The organism is Polaromonas sp. UBA4122, assembly GCA_002381615.1.
Taxonomy (GTDB): domain Bacteria; phylum Pseudomonadota; class Gammaproteobacteria; order Burkholderiales; family Burkholderiaceae_C; genus Polaromonas.
This window is the reverse complement of record DFWY01000096.1, coordinates 1-15,836: the sequence shown is the minus strand read 5'-3', so window position 1 is coordinate 15,836 and position 15,836 is coordinate 1. Positions and strand designations below refer to the sequence as shown.

Below are 15,836 nucleotides of genomic sequence, written 5' to 3'. Positions count from 1 at the left end.
GCGTGGACTCCGCAGGCCGTCCGTGCATCATTCTCAGGTGATGGGCGCCGGGTTGAAAAGCACCAGCGCGTTATGCAGCTTCCAGTGCTCCGCCCAGGTTTTCTTGCGGCCGCTGGCGACCTCCAGCATGAGGTGAAACAGCTCCCAGCCCACCTCCTCGATGCTGGCATCGCCATCAGCGATACGGCCGGCGTTGATGTCCATCAGGTCATGCCAACGCCTGGCCAGATCGCTGCGGGTGGCGACCTTGATCACCGGCACTTCCGCCAGCCCGTAAGGGGTTCCGCGGCCGGTCGTAAAAACGTGAAGATTCATGCCGGCCGCCAGCTGCAGCGTGCCGCAGATGAAATCACTGGCCGGCGTGGCAGCAAAAATGAGCCCTTTCTGCCTGACCTTTTCGCCCGGTGACAGCACACCGCTTATGGGCGCCGTCCCCGACTTCACAATGGAGCCCATGGCTTTTTCCACAATGTTGGACAGGCCGCCTTTTTTGTTGCCCGGTGTGGTGTTGGCGCTGCGGTCAACCCGGCCTTTTTCCAGGTAGGCGTCGTACCAGGCCATCTCGCGAATCATCGCCTCGGCGACTTCGAGGGTGCTGGCACGCGCGGTCAGCTGGTCGATACCGTCGCGCACTTCGGTCACTTCGGAGAACATCACGGTGGCCCCTGCGCGCACCAGCAAGTCGGTGGCAAAGCCCACAGCCGGATTGGCAGTCACGCCGGAGAATGCATCGCTGCCACCACACTGCACGCCCACCACCAATTCACTCGCCGGGACCGTTTCCCGCCGGCGGGCGTCAAGCCGCTCCAGGTGCAGCAAGGCCGTTTGCATGATCGAGTCAACCATGGACATGAAACCGACATGATGCTCGGACTGCAGGCAAACCACATCCAGCACAGCGTCGGCATTGACGCCCACATCGGCCACGTTGCGTTCATCGACGATCTGGATGGTGCCCGGAGGCAGCAGGCGCTCGGGCTGCAGCTTCTCACAGCCCAGGCTCACAACCATGACCTCGCCGCCAAAGTTGGGGTTGAGCGTGATGTTGCGCAACGTGCGGATCGGAATGACAGCGTCGGGCGCATCGATGGCAACACCGCAGCCGTAGGTGTGCTCCAGGCCCACCACATCGTCCACATGGGGAAACCGTGGCAGCAACTCTTCCTTGATGCGCTTGACGGCGAACTCGACCACGCCGGCCACGCACTGCACAGTGGTCGTGATCGCGAGGATGTTGCGGCTGCCCACGCTGCCGTCGGCATTGCGATAACCCTCGAAGGTGTAGCCCTCCAGCGGCGGCAGCGCAACAGGCTTGATGGTGGCCAGCGGCAAATTGTCCAGCGCGCGTGCCGCTGGCATTTGCAGCAATTTTTCATGCACCCACGCGCCGGCCGCGATGTCCTTGAGCGCATAACCAATGGGCACGTTGTAGCGCAGCACGGCACTGCCTAGGGGTAGGTCAACCAGCGCTACTTTGTGTCCCTGCGGCACATGCTCGATCAGACGTAGCCCGTCGGCGAAAGTGGCACCAGTAGGCAGACCGCCATCGTTCGCGACGATGGCTACGTTGTCCGCCGCATGCATACGAATGTAAAGAGGAACTGTAGCCATGGGTTGAGTACCTAAACGCCCATCAAGCGCGGCAGCCATAAACTGAGTGCCGGCCAATAGGTCACCATCGCCAGCAAGGCGAGCAAAACACCAAAGAACGGAACCATGGCCATCACCAACGCCTCGATCTTCAGCTTGCCCACAGCACTGCCGACAAATAACACGGCACCCACAGGCGGAGTCAGCAAGCCGATCCCGAGGTTGACCATGATGATGATGCCGAAGTGGACGGGGTCAACGCCCAGCGTTTTTACAACGGGCAGCAAAATGGGTGTCAAGATCAGAATCAGTGGCGCCATGTCCATCAAGGTGCCCAGGATCAGCAGCAAGATGTTGATCAAGAACAAAATCAGGTAGGTGTTGTCGGTCAACCTGGTGAACATCGTGGTGATCTTCAGCGGGATTTGCATCAAGGTCATCACATAGCCGAAGCTCGCGGCAAAACCAATCAGGATCATCACCACGGTGACGGTTTTCACCGTGCGATGTACCAGTTTAGGCAGATCGCGCCACTTGTAATCGCGGTAAATGAACATCGTGACAAAAAACGCCCATATCACGGCGATGGATGCAGACTCGTTGGCCGTAAAAATGCCCGACATGATGCCGCCCAAAATAATGACCATGGTCATCAAGCCCCACATGGCTTCGCCGCAGATTTTCAAGGCTTGCCGCAGGGGAATCACGTCGCCTTTGGGAAAATTCTGCTTGCGTGCTACGTACAGGCAATAGGCAGCGAGCATAGCTCCCAGCAACAGTCCCGGCAGAAGTCCTGCAAGAAACAGGGCGGCAACCGATACGGAGCCACCCGCCGCCATCGAGTAAATCACCATGTTGTGGCTGGGCGGTATCAGAATAGCCTGTACCGAACCGCTGACCGTGACTGCCGTCGAGAAATCACGCGGGTAACCTTTGCGCTCCATTTCCGGAATCAGCACCGACCCAATCGACGCCGTGTCGGCTACGGCCGAGCCGGAAATGCCACCAAAAAATGTCGATGCCAGAATATTCACCAGAGACAAGCCGCCGCGTACAAAACCGACCAGCACGCTGGCGAAGGCCACCAGACGACGCGACATGCCACCCTCGGCCATCAGGGCACCTGCCAATACAAAAAATGGAATGGCGAGAAGTGAAAACTTGTTCACGCCACTGGCCACCTGGATCATGACCGCGTCCATTGGCAAATCAATCCAGAGCGCACCAAACAGCGACGCCAGGCCCAATGCGTAGGCCACTGGCATGCCCAGAAGCATGAGCGCCACGAAGCTACCCAGCAGTACAAATGCGTCCATGTTCAGGCTCCTGCCGTTGTAGTTTTAGACTCTTCGAGGTTGTGATCAAACCGGACCACAGCGCGCTCATGTTGTGAGCCAAACACCATTTTTTCAACGACAAAAATGAGTGTCAAAAAGGCCCCCAAAGGCAGTGGCGCATAGGTGACGCCGACAGGCAGCCATGGTAGTTCAGCCAAAGTTTGCCCCATGGTCCCCAGGCACAACTTGGTGCCGTAAACCACGCCAAATAAACAGATGGCTGCCATGAACAAATCAACCAGCACCACGCACTGTTTTTGCAGACTCGCTGCAAGACGGTCAGTCAGCATGGCCACCGCGATATGTGCGCCGGCCCGGTAACTGGCGGCGGCGCCCAAAAATGTAAAGACGACCATCAGCATGATGGCGATGGGTTCGGGCCATTGCGCCCCAAAACCGAGCGCATAGCGGGCAAATACGCCCACAGGAATAATGATGCACATAAAGAAAATGGCGATGCCAGCCGACCAGATGCAGGCCAGGTACACGCCGTCCAGCGTTTCAAGAATTTTTTTGCGCATGACAATCTACGGTGTTAGCGATACGGCCGCCCTCTGCGATTACACAGAGGGCGGAGTCGATGGGTCTTACTTGACCGCTTCAATACGCTTGATCAAGTCAGCGTAGGGAGCGCCATACTTGGCACGCACCGGAGCCGTTGCGTCATAGAACAACTTTTGATCAACCGCCACAAACTCAACGCCGGCAGCTTTCAACTTGGCTGTGTACTCGGCCACGCTCTTGTCCCACAGGACGCGCTGTTCTTGTTGCGCTTCTTTGGAAAACTTCTTCACCAAGGCCTGTTCATCCTTGCTGAGTTTGTTCCAGGTGATTTTGGACATCACAAAAATTTCCGGGATGATCAAATGGTTGGTCTGCGCGTAGAACTTGGCGCCCGCGGCGTAATGGTTTGTGGTGAACATGGTCGGCGGATTGTTTTCAGCGCCATCAATAACGCCTGTCTGCAGCGCCGAGAACACTTCGCCATAGCCCATGGCGATGCCGTTGCCGCCCATGGCATTCATGGTGTCAATGAACAACGGGTTGCCCATCATGCGGATTTTCATGCCCTTCAGGTCAGCCGGGGTCTTGACCAACTTCTTGGTATAGAGGCTACGAGAGCCGCCATCCATCCAGCCCAGCGCCTCCAGTCTGGCAGGGCTGTTGGAAATTTTGTCCAGAATTTCCTGGCCGATCGGACCATCAATCACGGCGCGCATGTGGGCTTCATTCCGGAACACAAACGGCATGTTGAACACGTTGACCTCGGGAACGACCGGGCCCAATGGCCCTAGCGAGGTGCGCAAAATATCGATCGCACCCACTTGAGTTTGCTCGATCATTTCCTTTTCACCGCCCAAAACACTGCCTGGGAACATTTGAAGCTTGAATTTGCCATGGGTCGCGGCTTCAAGCTTTTTCCCCAGGCTCTCGATGGCCACCACATTGGGATAGCCCACGGGATGGACATCCGCTGCTTTCAGCACGGTTTGTGCAGTTGCGGTGAGCGGAACAAAAAATGCGACAGCCGCAATGGCAGCAACAGCACCAGCGATAAGATTTCTACGGAAGGTCATGGTTGTCTCCTTGATTGACCAGGTTAAAAACGACTGACAGGAAAACGAGAAAAAAGCGGCTCAGGCAGACCGCGCACGCCGCCGTCCAGGGCGAACACAGCGCCATTCAGGCCCGCCTGCTCGTACGCAATGGCACCAGGCAGGATGGACGTCACAAAAAGCACATCCAGATAGGGGCCCCCAAAAGCACACATGGAAGGTTTGGACACCGGGATAGCCACCGAACGCAGCAACTCACCCGTAGGTGCAAACCGGTGCACCAGTCCCGCATCGTTGCCACAAATCCAGTAACAACCCTCTACATCCATTGCAGCCCCGTCAGGACGACCAGGTAGCGTCGTCATGTCGACAAACTCGCGCCGGTTCATCAGTGCGCCGGTATCGGGTTCAACATCGAACACCCATATTTTTTGCACTGCGGGGTGGGAGTCCGACAGATAGGCCATGAGTCCATCAGCACTGAAAGCCAGGCCATTGGGTGTGATCAAGCCACTCACCCGGGCCGGACTCAAGCCCTCCTCATCCAGGCAATACAAGCCGCCAACAGGTGCTGCCAACGACATGTCCATGCACATGGTGCTAACCCAGAACCGCCCCTGTCGATCACAGCGCCCGTCGTTGAAGCGCATGTTCGACATGGGGTGCGTGATGCCCGCGATGAGCGTCACACTCACTTCGGGTTGCGCCAGAAACTTCACCGCGAAAATGCCGGTCTCCATGGCGGCCACGACCCCTCCGGAGGCACCCAGGCGATCAGTCAGTGCAATGCACCCCACACGCTCCGCCGTATTCCAGGTTTGTTGCGTCTGGCTGGCCCAGTCAAAGCGATGAATGTGGCGACCTTCTATGTCCACCCAATAGAGGGCTTGCTCCGCAACCGACCACACGGGGCATTCACCCACCCGATCGCGCGAGGTAGACAGGACTTTAGGGTCAGACATGAAGACTCAAACGCCTGTTTTCTGTTATTCGAACGGACCCGCGCGCACGAAACCACCACCCTGAAACTGTACGGCCGGGTCGTTCAGGTCGGGCGCCGGTGTGCGGGCATAGACGGCATCCCGGAACACATCCGAGCTGTCTTGCGGCACGTAGCCGATATGGCGTGCACGGCTGTTGTCCCACCAGGTGACCGCATTGGCAGACATGCCAAAAACGATGCTGTGACCCAGCACCGGCGTCGTCAGGCAGGCCGTGATCAGGCGGTGCAGATCATCAAAGCTCAGCCAGGTGGCCAGCATGCGACGGTCTTTGGGTTCGGGAAACGAGGAGCCAATGCGGATACAGGCGGTTTCGATGCCGTAGCGGTCAAAGTAAAAACGCGACAGATCCTCGCCGAAAGCCTTGCTCAGCCCATACAGGCCATCGGGCCGCGCAGGATGCTCGGCGGTAATCGTCTGGTCCTGGCGATAAAAGCCGGTCACGTGGTTGGAACTGGCGAACACCACGCGCTTGACGCCATACTTGCGCGCCGCCTCATACAGGTTGTAAACGCCAAGAATATTGGCCTGAAAGATAGGGCTAAACGGCCCCTCCACCGAAATGCCACCCAGGTGAATGATGGCATCAACCCCCTTGACCATGTCGTTGACGGCAGCGGCATCAGCCAGGTCGGCCAGCACGACCTCTTCACCCGCAGCAGCCTCGCCAAAGGCTTGCACATCGGACAAGCGGAGTACTGAACAATTGACCTTCAGGCGCTCGCGCAGGGCCTTGCCCAAGCCGCCTGCGGCGCCGGTCAACAGTAGCTTTTCATGAACTTTGATCGTCATCTTTGCATCTCTGGTCCGGCGTTGGTAGCAAACAGTGGACTTTTATTTGAAGTTTGTTAAAGTGAACCTATTAACACATCAGTCATACGTTGTCTGATGACTAGGAATTCTCCAATTCCCTATTTAACTTGTCAACGATTTTTTAATGAACCCAAGGAAAACCCCTAGTCGGCCAGAAGTCAGCCTGACGCTCCCCTTTCAGGAGCAACCATTGCGCACGCGCCGCCCACGCGGGCTGGTGGGCGAAGTTGTCGAAAACCTCGCCACCAGCATCCGTGAAGGACACCTTCAGCCCGGCGAAAAACTGCCCACCGAAGCCGAGATCATGACCAGGTTTGACGTGAGCCGCACGGTGGTTCGCGAGTCCTTGTCCAAGCTTCAGGCGTCTGGTCTGGTCGAAACCCGGCACGGCATTGGCACCTTTGTGTTGCCGCCTCAGGAAACCGGCAACTTCCGGATCACCGCAGAAAACTTTGCCACCGTGGCGGATGTCATCGCGGTGCTGGAGTTGCGTATCAGCCTTGAAACAGAGGCCGCAGGCCTTGCCGCGCAGAGGAGAACGCCAGAAAACCTCCAGGCCATGGAAAGCGCCCTGCAAGCCTTTCAAGACTCCATCAGCTTGGACTCCGACGCGGTGCCGCCCGACTTTCAGTTTCATATGGAAGTCGCCCGCTCCACGGGTAACCGGCACTTTGCCGACCTGATGACTTACCTGGGCACCATGATTATTCCGCGGACCCGGGTGAATACAGCACACAGCGCGCCGGAGGGCCGCTTGAATTACCTGCAGCGCGTCAATGGCGAGCACGAAAGCATTTACAACGCCATCCGCGACCAGGATGCAGAGGCTGCACGTGCAGCCATGCGGACCCATCTTTCCAACAGCCTGGAACGCCTTCGCAGGGGCAATAACGCACACACCGTGCAGCCGCCAGGAGACACTGTGGACACGCCCGTCCCAAGTCCGGAGGCCGTAAATACGGTTGCGGAAAGAATAAACTAGTTGTACGATGACCGATAAATAAATCGATCAACCATCTTAGACAATCTGGTATGCCTGCTTCCAACGATCCCTCGCCTGCACCTTCCCAAACACCCCGGATCACCCGGGTCCAGGTGATTCCTGTCGCCGGACAGGACAGCATGCTGCTCAACCTGAGCGGCGCGCATGGCCCTTTTTTCACCCGCAACCTACTGGTACTCACAGACAGCTCCGGGCGCACCGGCGTGGGGGAAGTTCCAGGTGGCGAGAAAATCCGTAACACGCTGGATGATGCACGCGAAATCATAGAAGGGCAGTCGATTGGCGCCTGGAACCAGATACTCAATACTCTGCGCAGCCGTTTTGCTGAACGTGACAGCGGGGGCCGCGGCAACCAGACCTTTGACCTGCGCGTGACCATTCACGCCGTCACGGCGGTTGAAAGCGCCCTGCTTGACTTGCTGGGCCAGTTTCTGGGCGTTCCTGTGGCGGCGCTGCTGGGTGAAGGCCAGCAACGGGATTCGGTAGCCATCCTAGGCTACCTTTTCTATATTGCCGATCGAAAGCAATCGGACCTGGCCTACACCTCGGAGCCCGACGCAAGCGACGACTGGCTGCGCCTGCGCCATGAGCCCGCCATGAACGCCAAGTCCATCGTGGCATTGGCCGAAGCCGCCTACCAGCGCTATGGTTTCAGGGACTTCAAACTCAAGGGCGGCGTGTTGCGGGGCGAAGAGGAGATAGACGCCATCATCGCCTTGTCAGAGCACTTTCCTGAGGCACGCATCACACTGGACCCCAACGGCGGCTGGCTGCTCAAGGATGCCGTGAGGCTTTGCCGCGACCGGCACAAGGAACTAGCCTACGCTGAAGACCCCTGCGGTGCAGAAGGCGTTTTTTCGGGGCGCGAGGTCATGGCGGAGTTCCGCCGCGCAACCGGCCTGCCCACAGCTACCAATATGGTAGCCACCGACTGGCGCGAATTGGCCCACACGATTCATCTGCAGTCGGTGGACATCCCGCTGGCGGATCCGCATTTCTGGACCATGCAGGGTTCGGTTCGCGTGGCGCAGATCTGCCAGACCTGGGGCCTGACCTGGGGCTCGCACTCCAACAACCACTTCGACATCTCGCTGGCCATGTTCACCCATGTGGCGGCTGCCGCGCCCGGCAAAGTCACCGCCATCGACACGCACTGGATCTGGCAGGACGGCCAGCGCCTGACCAAAGCGCCGCTGCAAATTGTGGATGGCCAGGTCCGCGTGCCCCAACAGCCTGGTCTGGGCGTCGAGCTTGACATGGTTGAAGTGGAAAAAGCCCACCAGCTTTACCTCAAGCACGGGATCGGTGCGCGGGATGACGCCGTGGCGATGCAGTACCTGATTCCGGGCTGGAAATTCGACAACAAGAGGCCCTGCATGCTTCGCTGAGCGCGATGGGCGGTGTTGCTTGAGGCACTTCAAGTCAGCGACATCCACCATCCGCCACGCCCCCTATTACAACCAGGAGACAACATGAAACGCCGTTCCCTTATCCACTCTGCCCTCGCCTCTGCCGCCGCCGGCGTGGTGGCGCTTCCCAGCTGGGCGCAAGACAAATGGCCTTCCAAGCCCGTGACTTACATCGTGCCCTTCCCGGCTGGAGGCACAACGGATATTCTGGCGCGGCTGATCGGGCAAAAACTGGGGCCCGTGCTAGGCACCACCATCGTGGTTGACAACCGGGGGGGCGCCGGTGGCAGCGTGGGCTCCGAGATTGCATCGCGCGCGCCCGCTGATGGTTATACCCTGCTGGGCGGCACCATCAGCTCGCACGCCATCAACGTCAGTCTGTATCCCAAACTGGGCTACGACCCCATCAAGTCATTTTCACCGGTAGCGCTGATCGGCTCCAATCCCGTCGTGCTGGTGGTCGGCCAGAACAGCCCCTACAAGACCTTGCAGGACGTACTGGCTGCAGCGAAAGCCAAACCCAAAACCATTTCATCGGCATCGGCTGGCAGCGGCACCTCGCAGCATCTGGCGCTCGAGTTGCTGGGCTTTAAATCAGGCACGCAATTCATCCATGTGCCATACAAGGGCAGCGGCCCTGCCATTCAGGACGTGATGGGCGGGCAGGTCGACATGATGTTCGACACCACCGTCGTGGCAGGCCCTCACATCCAGAGCGGAAAATTGCGCGCATTGGCCGTCACTTCGGCCAAACGGCTGGAGTCGCTGCCGAATGTGCCCACGGTGGCCGAATCGGGCGTACCTGGTTTCGAAGTCGTGTCGTGGCAAGGTATTTTTGTGCCTGCTGGTACACCCAGGCCCATCATCGATCGGCTGCACAATGAGGTTCTGAAAATCCTGCAGCAGCCCGAGATGCAAGACCGCCTTAAAGCACTGGGGATGCAGCCTTCCAACATGACGACCGATCAGTTCGCGGCTTTCCAGAAAGCTGAAGTCGAGAAATGGGCCCAGGTCATCAAGGCGGCCAACGTCAAACTTGAGTAATCATGCATCGCTCCGATCCCGCCCGACTGCGCCTCGCAGTCATCGGCGCCGGACTCGGCTCGGCGCCCCATTTCCAGAGCCTGGAAGATCTCGCCAGCGAGGTCGAAGTCGCCTGGGTGTACGGACGAAGTGCCGAGCGCTTGGCTGACTTGCGCACGCCGACAGCCGTCCGAAAAACCACGCGCCTCGAAGACATTTTTGAAGACGCCAGTGTGAAGGCCGTGCTGGTGCTGACACCACCGAACAGCCACCTGGACATCGTGCAGCGCGCAGCCCGCGCCGGCAAACATGTACTGGTCGAGAAACCGCTGGAGATTGACCTGAACCGGGCCAATGCTTTGGTTGAGGCGTGTGAGGCCGCTGGCGTCACGCTGGCCATCATGCTGCAGCACCGCATGAGGCAAGCCGCCTTGGGCCTGACGGCATTGCTCAACACCGGCGAGCTGGGTCAGTTGGTCAGCGCCGCCGCCGCCATCCGCTGGTGGCGGCCCCAAAGCTATTACGACGAACCGGGGCGCGGCACCCTGGCCAGGGATGGTGGCGGCGTGCTGATCACGCAAGCCATCCACACCCTGGATCTGATGCTCAGTTTCACGGGCCTGCCTGAGCGCGTGACGGGGCTTGCAATGACCAGCCCCGTGCACCGGATGGAAGGGGAAGACACCGCAGCGGCGCTGCTGCACTATGCGGGCGGTGCCGTGGCCGTGGTGCAGGCCACGACGGCTGCCTACCCCGGGTTCCCCGAGCGCATCGAACTCAACTTCACCGGGGGCACGGCGACGCTGGAGGCGGGCGAACTGCAAGCGGTGTTCATGAACGGCAAAACCGTGACGCTGGGCACCCGCCAGGCATCGGGCAGCGGTGCCAACCCGATGGGATTCGACCATGCCGCCCACCGGACCTTGCTGCAGGATTTCATTCGCGCCGTGCAAAGCGGCACCGCAGCTGCCGTCACCGGGCGCTCGGCACTTGGCGTTCAGCAGGTGATTGAAGCCATCATGGAATCTTCGAAAACCGGCCGCACGGTAGCGCTGCACCCTGCGGCACTGATTCCCGTGAGCTAGGGCAGGCAGGCTAACAGGCTTCACCCAACCGGTTCCAGCCTCTTTTTGAGGCGGGCCGCATCAGGGTTTTCCAATAGTTTTAGCCTGCCAGTCCACATACAGCGGGCGTGAGCAGCTATAAAACTCGTAGCAGTCTGGAATTTGCGTTATATTTGACGCGAGCTTTCTACTTAGCGACCAACTGTAACTAAACTGTGACCAGAGGAGATAACCTAATGAGTGCTAAAGAAAATGTAGCTGTAGGCCAGTTGCTTGAACTGCTGGAATCGCGCTACGCGCTGCGCGTGTTGTGGGCCCTAAAAGACGGTCACCCCCAGACTTTTCGACTCCTGCAAGACAGCATTGGCAGCATCACCCCCAATACCCTCAACACCCGCATCAAGGAATTGCGCGCCGCCGGCCTGCTCGGTCATGGCGGCGATGGCTACACGGTGACCACGCTGGGCGCAGACCTGCTTAAACGCCTGAACGACCTGCAGGCGTTTGCCGGCAAATGGGCCGTCAGCCAGACCAAGGCCAGCGCCGTCAAGAAAACATAGTTTTCTGCTACCGAACCAAAAGACAGGCCTTGTGCCTGTCTTTTTTGAGGCCCGGCCAGCAAGGTTACGGGGCAAGGCATCCGCCCCGCCTCTCCTTTTCACGCGCCGCTCCTCAGTGGCCATATCGGTTTGCCTCATTTTCCAGCGGCCGCCGTCGCCCGTGCGACCATAGCGGGTGAAATTGAGCACCGGCTATACCTGGTGAGCGCACCTGCTCTAGATTCAGGTGACCCGCTAAGCACAGAGTGAAATTTTCCCCATCAGCACCGAATCCCTTGCCTTGAAAAGGGGTTTGCAATCCCCAATTAATAAAAATATTGATTTAAATTTTGTCTTCTAGCATGTCTAAAAATACACAATCCGAGAAAAATCAACCCCTTACGGGTGCCCGCAGTCCTGAAGAGCAGGAAGCCGCACAAGCGGCCAACGAGTTTGATGCACTGACCATGGCACAAGCCGAAGTGGCGACCCTGCAGGCTAAAAACACCGAACTGGCCGACAGTTATCTGCGCGCCAAGGCCGAAACTGAAAACGCCCGCCGCCGCGCCGAAGATGAAGTCGCCAAGGCGCGCAAATTTGCCCTGGAAAGCTTTGCAGAAAGCCTGCTTCCTGTGACTGACAGCCTGGAGGCAGGCCTTGTGCTCAAGGACGCTACGCCCGAGCAAATCCGCGAAGGCGCAGAAGCTACGCTCAAGCAGCTCAAAAGCGCCCTCGAGCGCAACAAAGTGATCGAAATCAACCCCGCCAGTGGAGCCAGGTTTGACCCGCACCAGCACCAAGCCATCAGCATGGTTCCTGCCGAGCAGGAAGCCAACACCGTGGTCAGCGTGCTGCAAAAGGGCTACCTGATTGCGGACCGCGTGCTGCGCCCTGCCCTGGTCACGGTAGCAGCGCAGAAATAAACACAAAAACAGGCTGAGGCACTTGAAGTCATGCAACTTATCCACAAGTCACCACCATAGCCATTCACATAGCGGCTGAGTCATCAGCCGACCCACTTTCAATCTTTAACGAATCAAAAAAGCAGGAGTAAATCATGGGAAGAATCATCGGCATCGATCTGGGTACCACCAACAGCTGCGTATCCATCATGGAGGGCAATACGCCCCGCGTCATTGAAAACTCAGAAGGTGCACGCACCACGCCGTCCATCGTCGCCTACCAGGAAGACGGTGAAGTATTGGTTGGTGCGTCGGCCAAACGCCAGGCTGTGACCAACCCCAGGAACACGCTCTATGCTGTCAAGCGCCTGATCGGCCGCAAGTTCACCGAGAAAGAAGTCCAGAAGGACATCAATCTCATGCCCTACAAGATCGTGGCCGCAGACAACGGCGATGCTTGGGTCGAGGTGCGCGGCAAGAAAATGTCCGCCCAGCAGGTCAGTGCCGACATCCTGCGCAAAATGAAAAAGACCGCTGAGGACTACCTCGGTGAACCCGTTACCGAAGCCGTGATCACAGTGCCAGCTTACTTCAATGACGCACAGCGTCAGGCCACCAAGGACGCAGGCCGCATTGCCGGCCTGGATGTCAAACGCATCATCAACGAGCCCACCGCTGCCGCCCTGGCCTTCGGCCTGGACAAACAGGAAAAAGGCGACCGCAAGATTGCGGTGTATGACCTGGGCGGCGGTACCTTCGACATCTCCATCATCGAGATTGCCGATGTTGAGGGCGAAAAACAGTTTGAAGTGCTGTCCACCAACGGCGATACCTTCCTGGGTGGTGAAGACTTCGACCAGCGCATCATCGACTTCATCATTGCCGAGTTCAAGAAAGAGCAAGGCGTGGACCTGGGCAAAGACGTTCTGGCCCTGCAGCGCCTGAAGGAAGCAGCTGAAAAAGCCAAGATCGAGCTGTCCAACAGCGCGCAGACCGACATCAACCTGCCCTACATCACCGCAGACGCTTCAGGCCCCAAACACCTGAGCATCAAAATGACCCGCGCCAAGCTGGAAAGTCTGGTGGACGAACTCATCGAGCGCACGATTGCCCCTTGCCGCGTGGCGATCAAGGACGCCGGCGTCAGCGTGGGTGATATCCATGACGTGATTCTGGTGGGCGGCATGAGCCGCATGCCCAAGGTGCAGGAAAAGGTCAAGGAATTCTTCGGCAAGGAGCCACGCAAGGACGTGAACCCCGACGAAGCCGTGGCCGTTGGCGCGGCGATTCAGGGCCAGGTGCTGTCGGGCGACCGTAGCGACGTGCTGCTGCTCGACGTCACCCCCTTGTCCCTGGGTATTGAAACCATGGGCGGCGTGATGACCAAGATGATCAAGAAGAACACGACCATTCCGACCAAGTTTGCACAGACCTTCTCGACCGCTGAAGACAACCAGCCCGCCGTGACGATCAAGGTGTTCCAGGGCGAGCGTGAAATCGCTTCCGGCAACAAGGCCCTGGGCGAATTCAACCTCGAAGGCATCCCGCCGTCAACGCGCGGCACGCCGCAGATTGAAGTGTCTTTCGACATCGACGCCAACGGCATCCTGCATGTGGGCGCAAAAGACAAGGGCACCGGCAAGGAAAACAAGATCACCATCAAGGCCAACTCCGGCTTGTCCGAGGCAGAGATCCAGCAGATGGTGAAAGACGCCGAACTCAACGCCGAAGATGACAAGAAAAAGGTCGAATTCGTGCAGGCCAAGAACAATGCCGAAGCCATGGTGCACAGTGTGAGGAAATCACTGGGCGAGTATGGCGACAAGCTGGAAGCCGGCGAGAAGGAAAAAATCGAAACAGCCATCAAGGATATGGAAGAAGCGCTCAAGAGCGAAGACAAAGCCGCCATTGAAGCAAAGAACGCGGCCCTGATGGAAGCCAGCCAGAAGCTGGGCGAAAAAATGTACGCCGACATGCAGGCATCGCAGGCCACTGCCGGCGGCGGTGCGGCAGCAGGCGCTGAGCAGGCCCAGGCCAAGCCAGCTGACGACAATGTGGTTGACGCCGAAGTCAAGGAAGTCAAAAAGGACTAATCGGAGGCAATCCTGAATTGCGCGCCAAGGGCATGCAGCAAGGCGGAAACCAGGAGTCATCCCGGATTTCCGCTTTGGCGTTTTTTGCACCTTCATGCAAGGCGCAATGTTTGGGCCCTCGCCCTGTTTGTTGACCGCAGAAGCCCCCCTTAACAAAGACCCGCTGACTTACCTGACATGGCCAAAAAAGACTATTACGACACGCTGGGCGTGCCCAAAAACGCCAGCGACGAAGACATCAAAAAAGCATATCGCAAGCTCGCGATGAAACACCATCCTGATCGCAATCAGGGTGATAAGTCCAAAGTTTCTGAAGAAAAATTCAAGGAAGCCAAAGAGGCCTACGAGATACTTTCCGACGATAGCAAACGCGCAGCCTACGACCAGTATGGTCACGCGGGTGTGGACCCCAACATGCGGGGCGGCCCGGGCGCTGAAGGCTTTGGCGGATTTGCCGAAGCGTTCGGCGACATCTTTGGTGATGTGTTCGGAGGCCAGCGCGGCGCCCAGCAACATGGCGGCCGTCAGGTTTACCGCGGCGGCGACCTGAGCTACGCCATGGAAATTACGCTGGAAGAAGCAGCGCACGGCAAGGAAGCGCAAATCCGCATCCCGAGCTGGGACGACTGCAAAACCTGCCATGGCACGGGCGCCAAGCCCGGCACCAAAGTCGTCAGCTGCACCACCTGCCACGGCCATGGCGTGGTGCAGATGCGCCAGGGCTTTTTCAGCGTGCAGCAGACCTGCCCGCAGTGCAAGGGGACGGGCAAGCTGATTCCCGAGCCTTGCATCGCCTGTCACGGCGTGGGCAAGACCAAAAACAACAAGACGCTGGAAGTCAAAATCCCCGCAGGCATTGACGACGGCATGCGCATCCGCTCCACTGGCAACGGCGAGCCGGGTACCAACGGCGGCCCGCCAGGTGATTTGTACATTGAGATCCGGCTCAAAAAGCACGACATCTTTGAGCGCGACGGTGACGACTTGCACTGCGCGGTGCCCATCAGCTTCACGACGGCGGCACTGGGTGGTGAAATTGAAGTGCCCACACTGGCCGGCAAGGCGGCGATCGACATTCCTGAAGGCACGCAGGCCGGCAAGCAATTCCGTCTGCGTGGCAAGGGCATCAAGGGTGTGCGCTCCAGCTATCCCGGTGACCTGTACTGCCACATCACGGTGGAAACACCGGTGAAACTGACGGAGCACCAGCGCAAGTTGCTCAAGGAGCTGGACGAGTCGCTGAAAAAAGGCGGTGCCAAGCATTTACCCAGCGAAAAAGGTTGGACCGACAAACTGAAGAATTTCTTTACGGCCTGAGAGCCGAGCAAACAGCCGGCGCGCTAATTTCAGCGTTGTTCTTTCCTCAAATGCCGGACTTGTTCCGGCATTTGTCATTAGGACCCTGCAGCGACTGGCTTATAGTGTCACTTTCCCCCTTGTTCACCCTCGTCCACTCTGCGCAGAAGCCACTGCCCCATCACCATCATGAAAACCAAAGCTGCCGTT

General features: G+C 58.4%; 14 protein-coding genes. 8 read left to right on the top strand and 6 right to left on the bottom strand.

Annotated elements, in window-relative coordinates:
• Window positions 1-33: 33 nt before the first annotated feature.
• From garD to B3F77_RS12950, 6 genes are all read right to left on the bottom strand, one after another.
• Window positions 34-1,611, bottom strand: coding sequence for a galactarate dehydratase (gene garD, locus B3F77_RS12975; protein WP_293605353.1), 1,578 nt, complete (start codon window positions 1,609-1,611; stop codon window positions 34-36).
• 11 nt (window positions 1,612-1,622) lie between these two features.
• Window positions 1,623-2,906, bottom strand: a complete 1,284-nt coding sequence (locus tag B3F77_RS12970; protein ID WP_293605352.1) for a TRAP transporter large permease — start codon at window positions 2,904-2,906, stop codon at window positions 1,623-1,625.
• A gap of 2 nt (window positions 2,907-2,908) precedes the next feature.
• Window positions 2,909-3,448 (bottom strand): TRAP transporter small permease, encoded by a 540-nt coding sequence (locus B3F77_RS12965; protein ID WP_293605351.1) that lies wholly within the window; start codon window positions 3,446-3,448, stop codon window positions 2,909-2,911.
• Between the two features lie 66 nt (window positions 3,449-3,514).
• Window positions 3,515-4,504, bottom strand: a complete 990-nt coding sequence (locus B3F77_RS12960) for a TRAP transporter substrate-binding protein (protein ID WP_293605350.1) — start codon at window positions 4,502-4,504, stop codon at window positions 3,515-3,517.
• A 23-nt stretch (window positions 4,505-4,527) separates the two neighbouring features.
• On the bottom strand, window positions 4,528-5,445 hold the full coding sequence (locus B3F77_RS12955; RefSeq protein WP_293605349.1) for an SMP-30/gluconolactonase/LRE family protein: 918 nt from the start codon (window positions 5,443-5,445) through the stop codon (window positions 4,528-4,530).
• 24 nt (window positions 5,446-5,469) lie between these two features.
• Window positions 5,470-6,276 (bottom strand): NAD-dependent epimerase/dehydratase family protein, encoded by an 807-nt coding sequence (locus tag B3F77_RS12950; protein ID WP_293605348.1) that lies wholly within the window; start codon window positions 6,274-6,276, stop codon window positions 5,470-5,472.
• A gap of 145 nt (window positions 6,277-6,421) precedes the next feature.
• Between B3F77_RS12950 and B3F77_RS12945 the strand changes: the two genes are divergently transcribed.
• From B3F77_RS12945 to dnaJ, 8 genes are all read left to right on the top strand, one after another.
• Complete coding sequence (locus B3F77_RS12945; protein ID WP_414703009.1) at window positions 6,422-7,279, top strand: FadR/GntR family transcriptional regulator; 858 nt, start codon at window positions 6,422-6,424, stop codon at window positions 7,277-7,279.
• 50 nt (window positions 7,280-7,329) lie between these two features.
• Window positions 7,330-8,688: a glucarate dehydratase gene (gene gudD, locus B3F77_RS12940; protein WP_293605346.1), complete on the top strand. Its 1,359-nt coding sequence runs from the start codon at window positions 7,330-7,332 to the stop codon at window positions 8,686-8,688.
• Window positions 8,689-8,772: 84 nt separating this feature from the next.
• Window positions 8,773-9,753, top strand: a complete 981-nt coding sequence (locus tag B3F77_RS12935; RefSeq protein WP_293605345.1) for a Bug family tripartite tricarboxylate transporter substrate binding protein — start codon at window positions 8,773-8,775, stop codon at window positions 9,751-9,753.
• A 2-nt stretch (window positions 9,754-9,755) separates the two neighbouring features.
• Entirely contained in the window at window positions 9,756-10,817 is a 1,062-nt protein-coding gene (locus B3F77_RS12930; RefSeq protein WP_293605344.1) for a Gfo/Idh/MocA family protein, read from the top strand.
• 215 nt (window positions 10,818-11,032) lie between these two features.
• Window positions 11,033-11,356, top strand: a complete 324-nt coding sequence (locus B3F77_RS12925) for a winged helix-turn-helix transcriptional regulator (RefSeq protein WP_293605343.1) — start codon at window positions 11,033-11,035, stop codon at window positions 11,354-11,356.
• Window positions 11,357-11,697: 341 nt separating this feature from the next.
• Window positions 11,698-12,258 carry a nucleotide exchange factor GrpE gene (grpE, locus tag B3F77_RS12920; protein WP_293605342.1) on the top strand — a complete coding sequence of 187 codons (561 nt, stop codon included), beginning with the start codon at window positions 11,698-11,700 and terminating at the stop codon, window positions 12,256-12,258.
• A gap of 134 nt (window positions 12,259-12,392) precedes the next feature.
• The gene (gene dnaK, locus B3F77_RS12915; RefSeq protein WP_293605341.1) at window positions 12,393-14,330 is read left to right on the top strand and encodes a molecular chaperone DnaK; all 1,938 of its coding nucleotides are present in this window, start codon (window positions 12,393-12,395) and stop codon (window positions 14,328-14,330) included.
• A 177-nt stretch (window positions 14,331-14,507) separates the two neighbouring features.
• A complete protein-coding gene (dnaJ, locus tag B3F77_RS12910) occupies window positions 14,508-15,647 on the top strand; it encodes a molecular chaperone DnaJ (protein WP_293605340.1) in 1,140 nt (379 codons plus the stop codon).
• Window positions 15,648-15,836 lie beyond the last annotated feature (189 nt).

Coding starts and splice junctions, on each gene's coding strand:
- garD (WP_293605353.1), bottom strand. CDS start 1,611: ATGGCTACAGTTCCTCTTTACATTCGTATGCATGCGGCGGACAACGTA.
- B3F77_RS12955 (WP_293605349.1), bottom strand. CDS start 5,445: ATGTCTGACCCTAAAGTCCTGTCTACCTCGCGCGATCGGGTGGGTGAA.
- B3F77_RS12965 (WP_293605351.1), bottom strand. CDS start 3,448: ATGCGCAAAAAAATTCTTGAAACGCTGGACGGCGTGTACCTGGCCTGC.
- dnaJ (WP_293605340.1), top strand. CDS start 14,508: ATGGCCAAAAAAGACTATTACGACACGCTGGGCGTGCCCAAAAACGCC.
- B3F77_RS12930 (WP_293605344.1), top strand. CDS start 9,756: ATGCATCGCTCCGATCCCGCCCGACTGCGCCTCGCAGTCATCGGCGCC.
- grpE (WP_293605342.1), top strand. CDS start 11,698: ATGTCTAAAAATACACAATCCGAGAAAAATCAACCCCTTACGGGTGCC.
- B3F77_RS12945 (WP_414703009.1), top strand. CDS start 6,422: ATGAACCCAAGGAAAACCCCTAGTCGGCCAGAAGTCAGCCTGACGCTC.
- B3F77_RS12950 (WP_293605348.1), bottom strand. CDS start 6,276: ATGACGATCAAAGTTCATGAAAAGCTACTGTTGACCGGCGCCGCAGGC.
- gudD (WP_293605346.1), top strand. CDS start 7,330: ATGCCTGCTTCCAACGATCCCTCGCCTGCACCTTCCCAAACACCCCGG.
- B3F77_RS12960 (WP_293605350.1), bottom strand. CDS start 4,504: ATGACCTTCCGTAGAAATCTTATCGCTGGTGCTGTTGCTGCCATTGCG.
- B3F77_RS12970 (WP_293605352.1), bottom strand. CDS start 2,906: ATGGACGCATTTGTACTGCTGGGTAGCTTCGTGGCGCTCATGCTTCTG.
- B3F77_RS12935 (WP_293605345.1), top strand. CDS start 8,773: ATGAAACGCCGTTCCCTTATCCACTCTGCCCTCGCCTCTGCCGCCGCC.
- B3F77_RS12925 (WP_293605343.1), top strand. CDS start 11,033: ATGAGTGCTAAAGAAAATGTAGCTGTAGGCCAGTTGCTTGAACTGCTG.
- dnaK (WP_293605341.1), top strand. CDS start 12,393: ATGGGAAGAATCATCGGCATCGATCTGGGTACCACCAACAGCTGCGTA.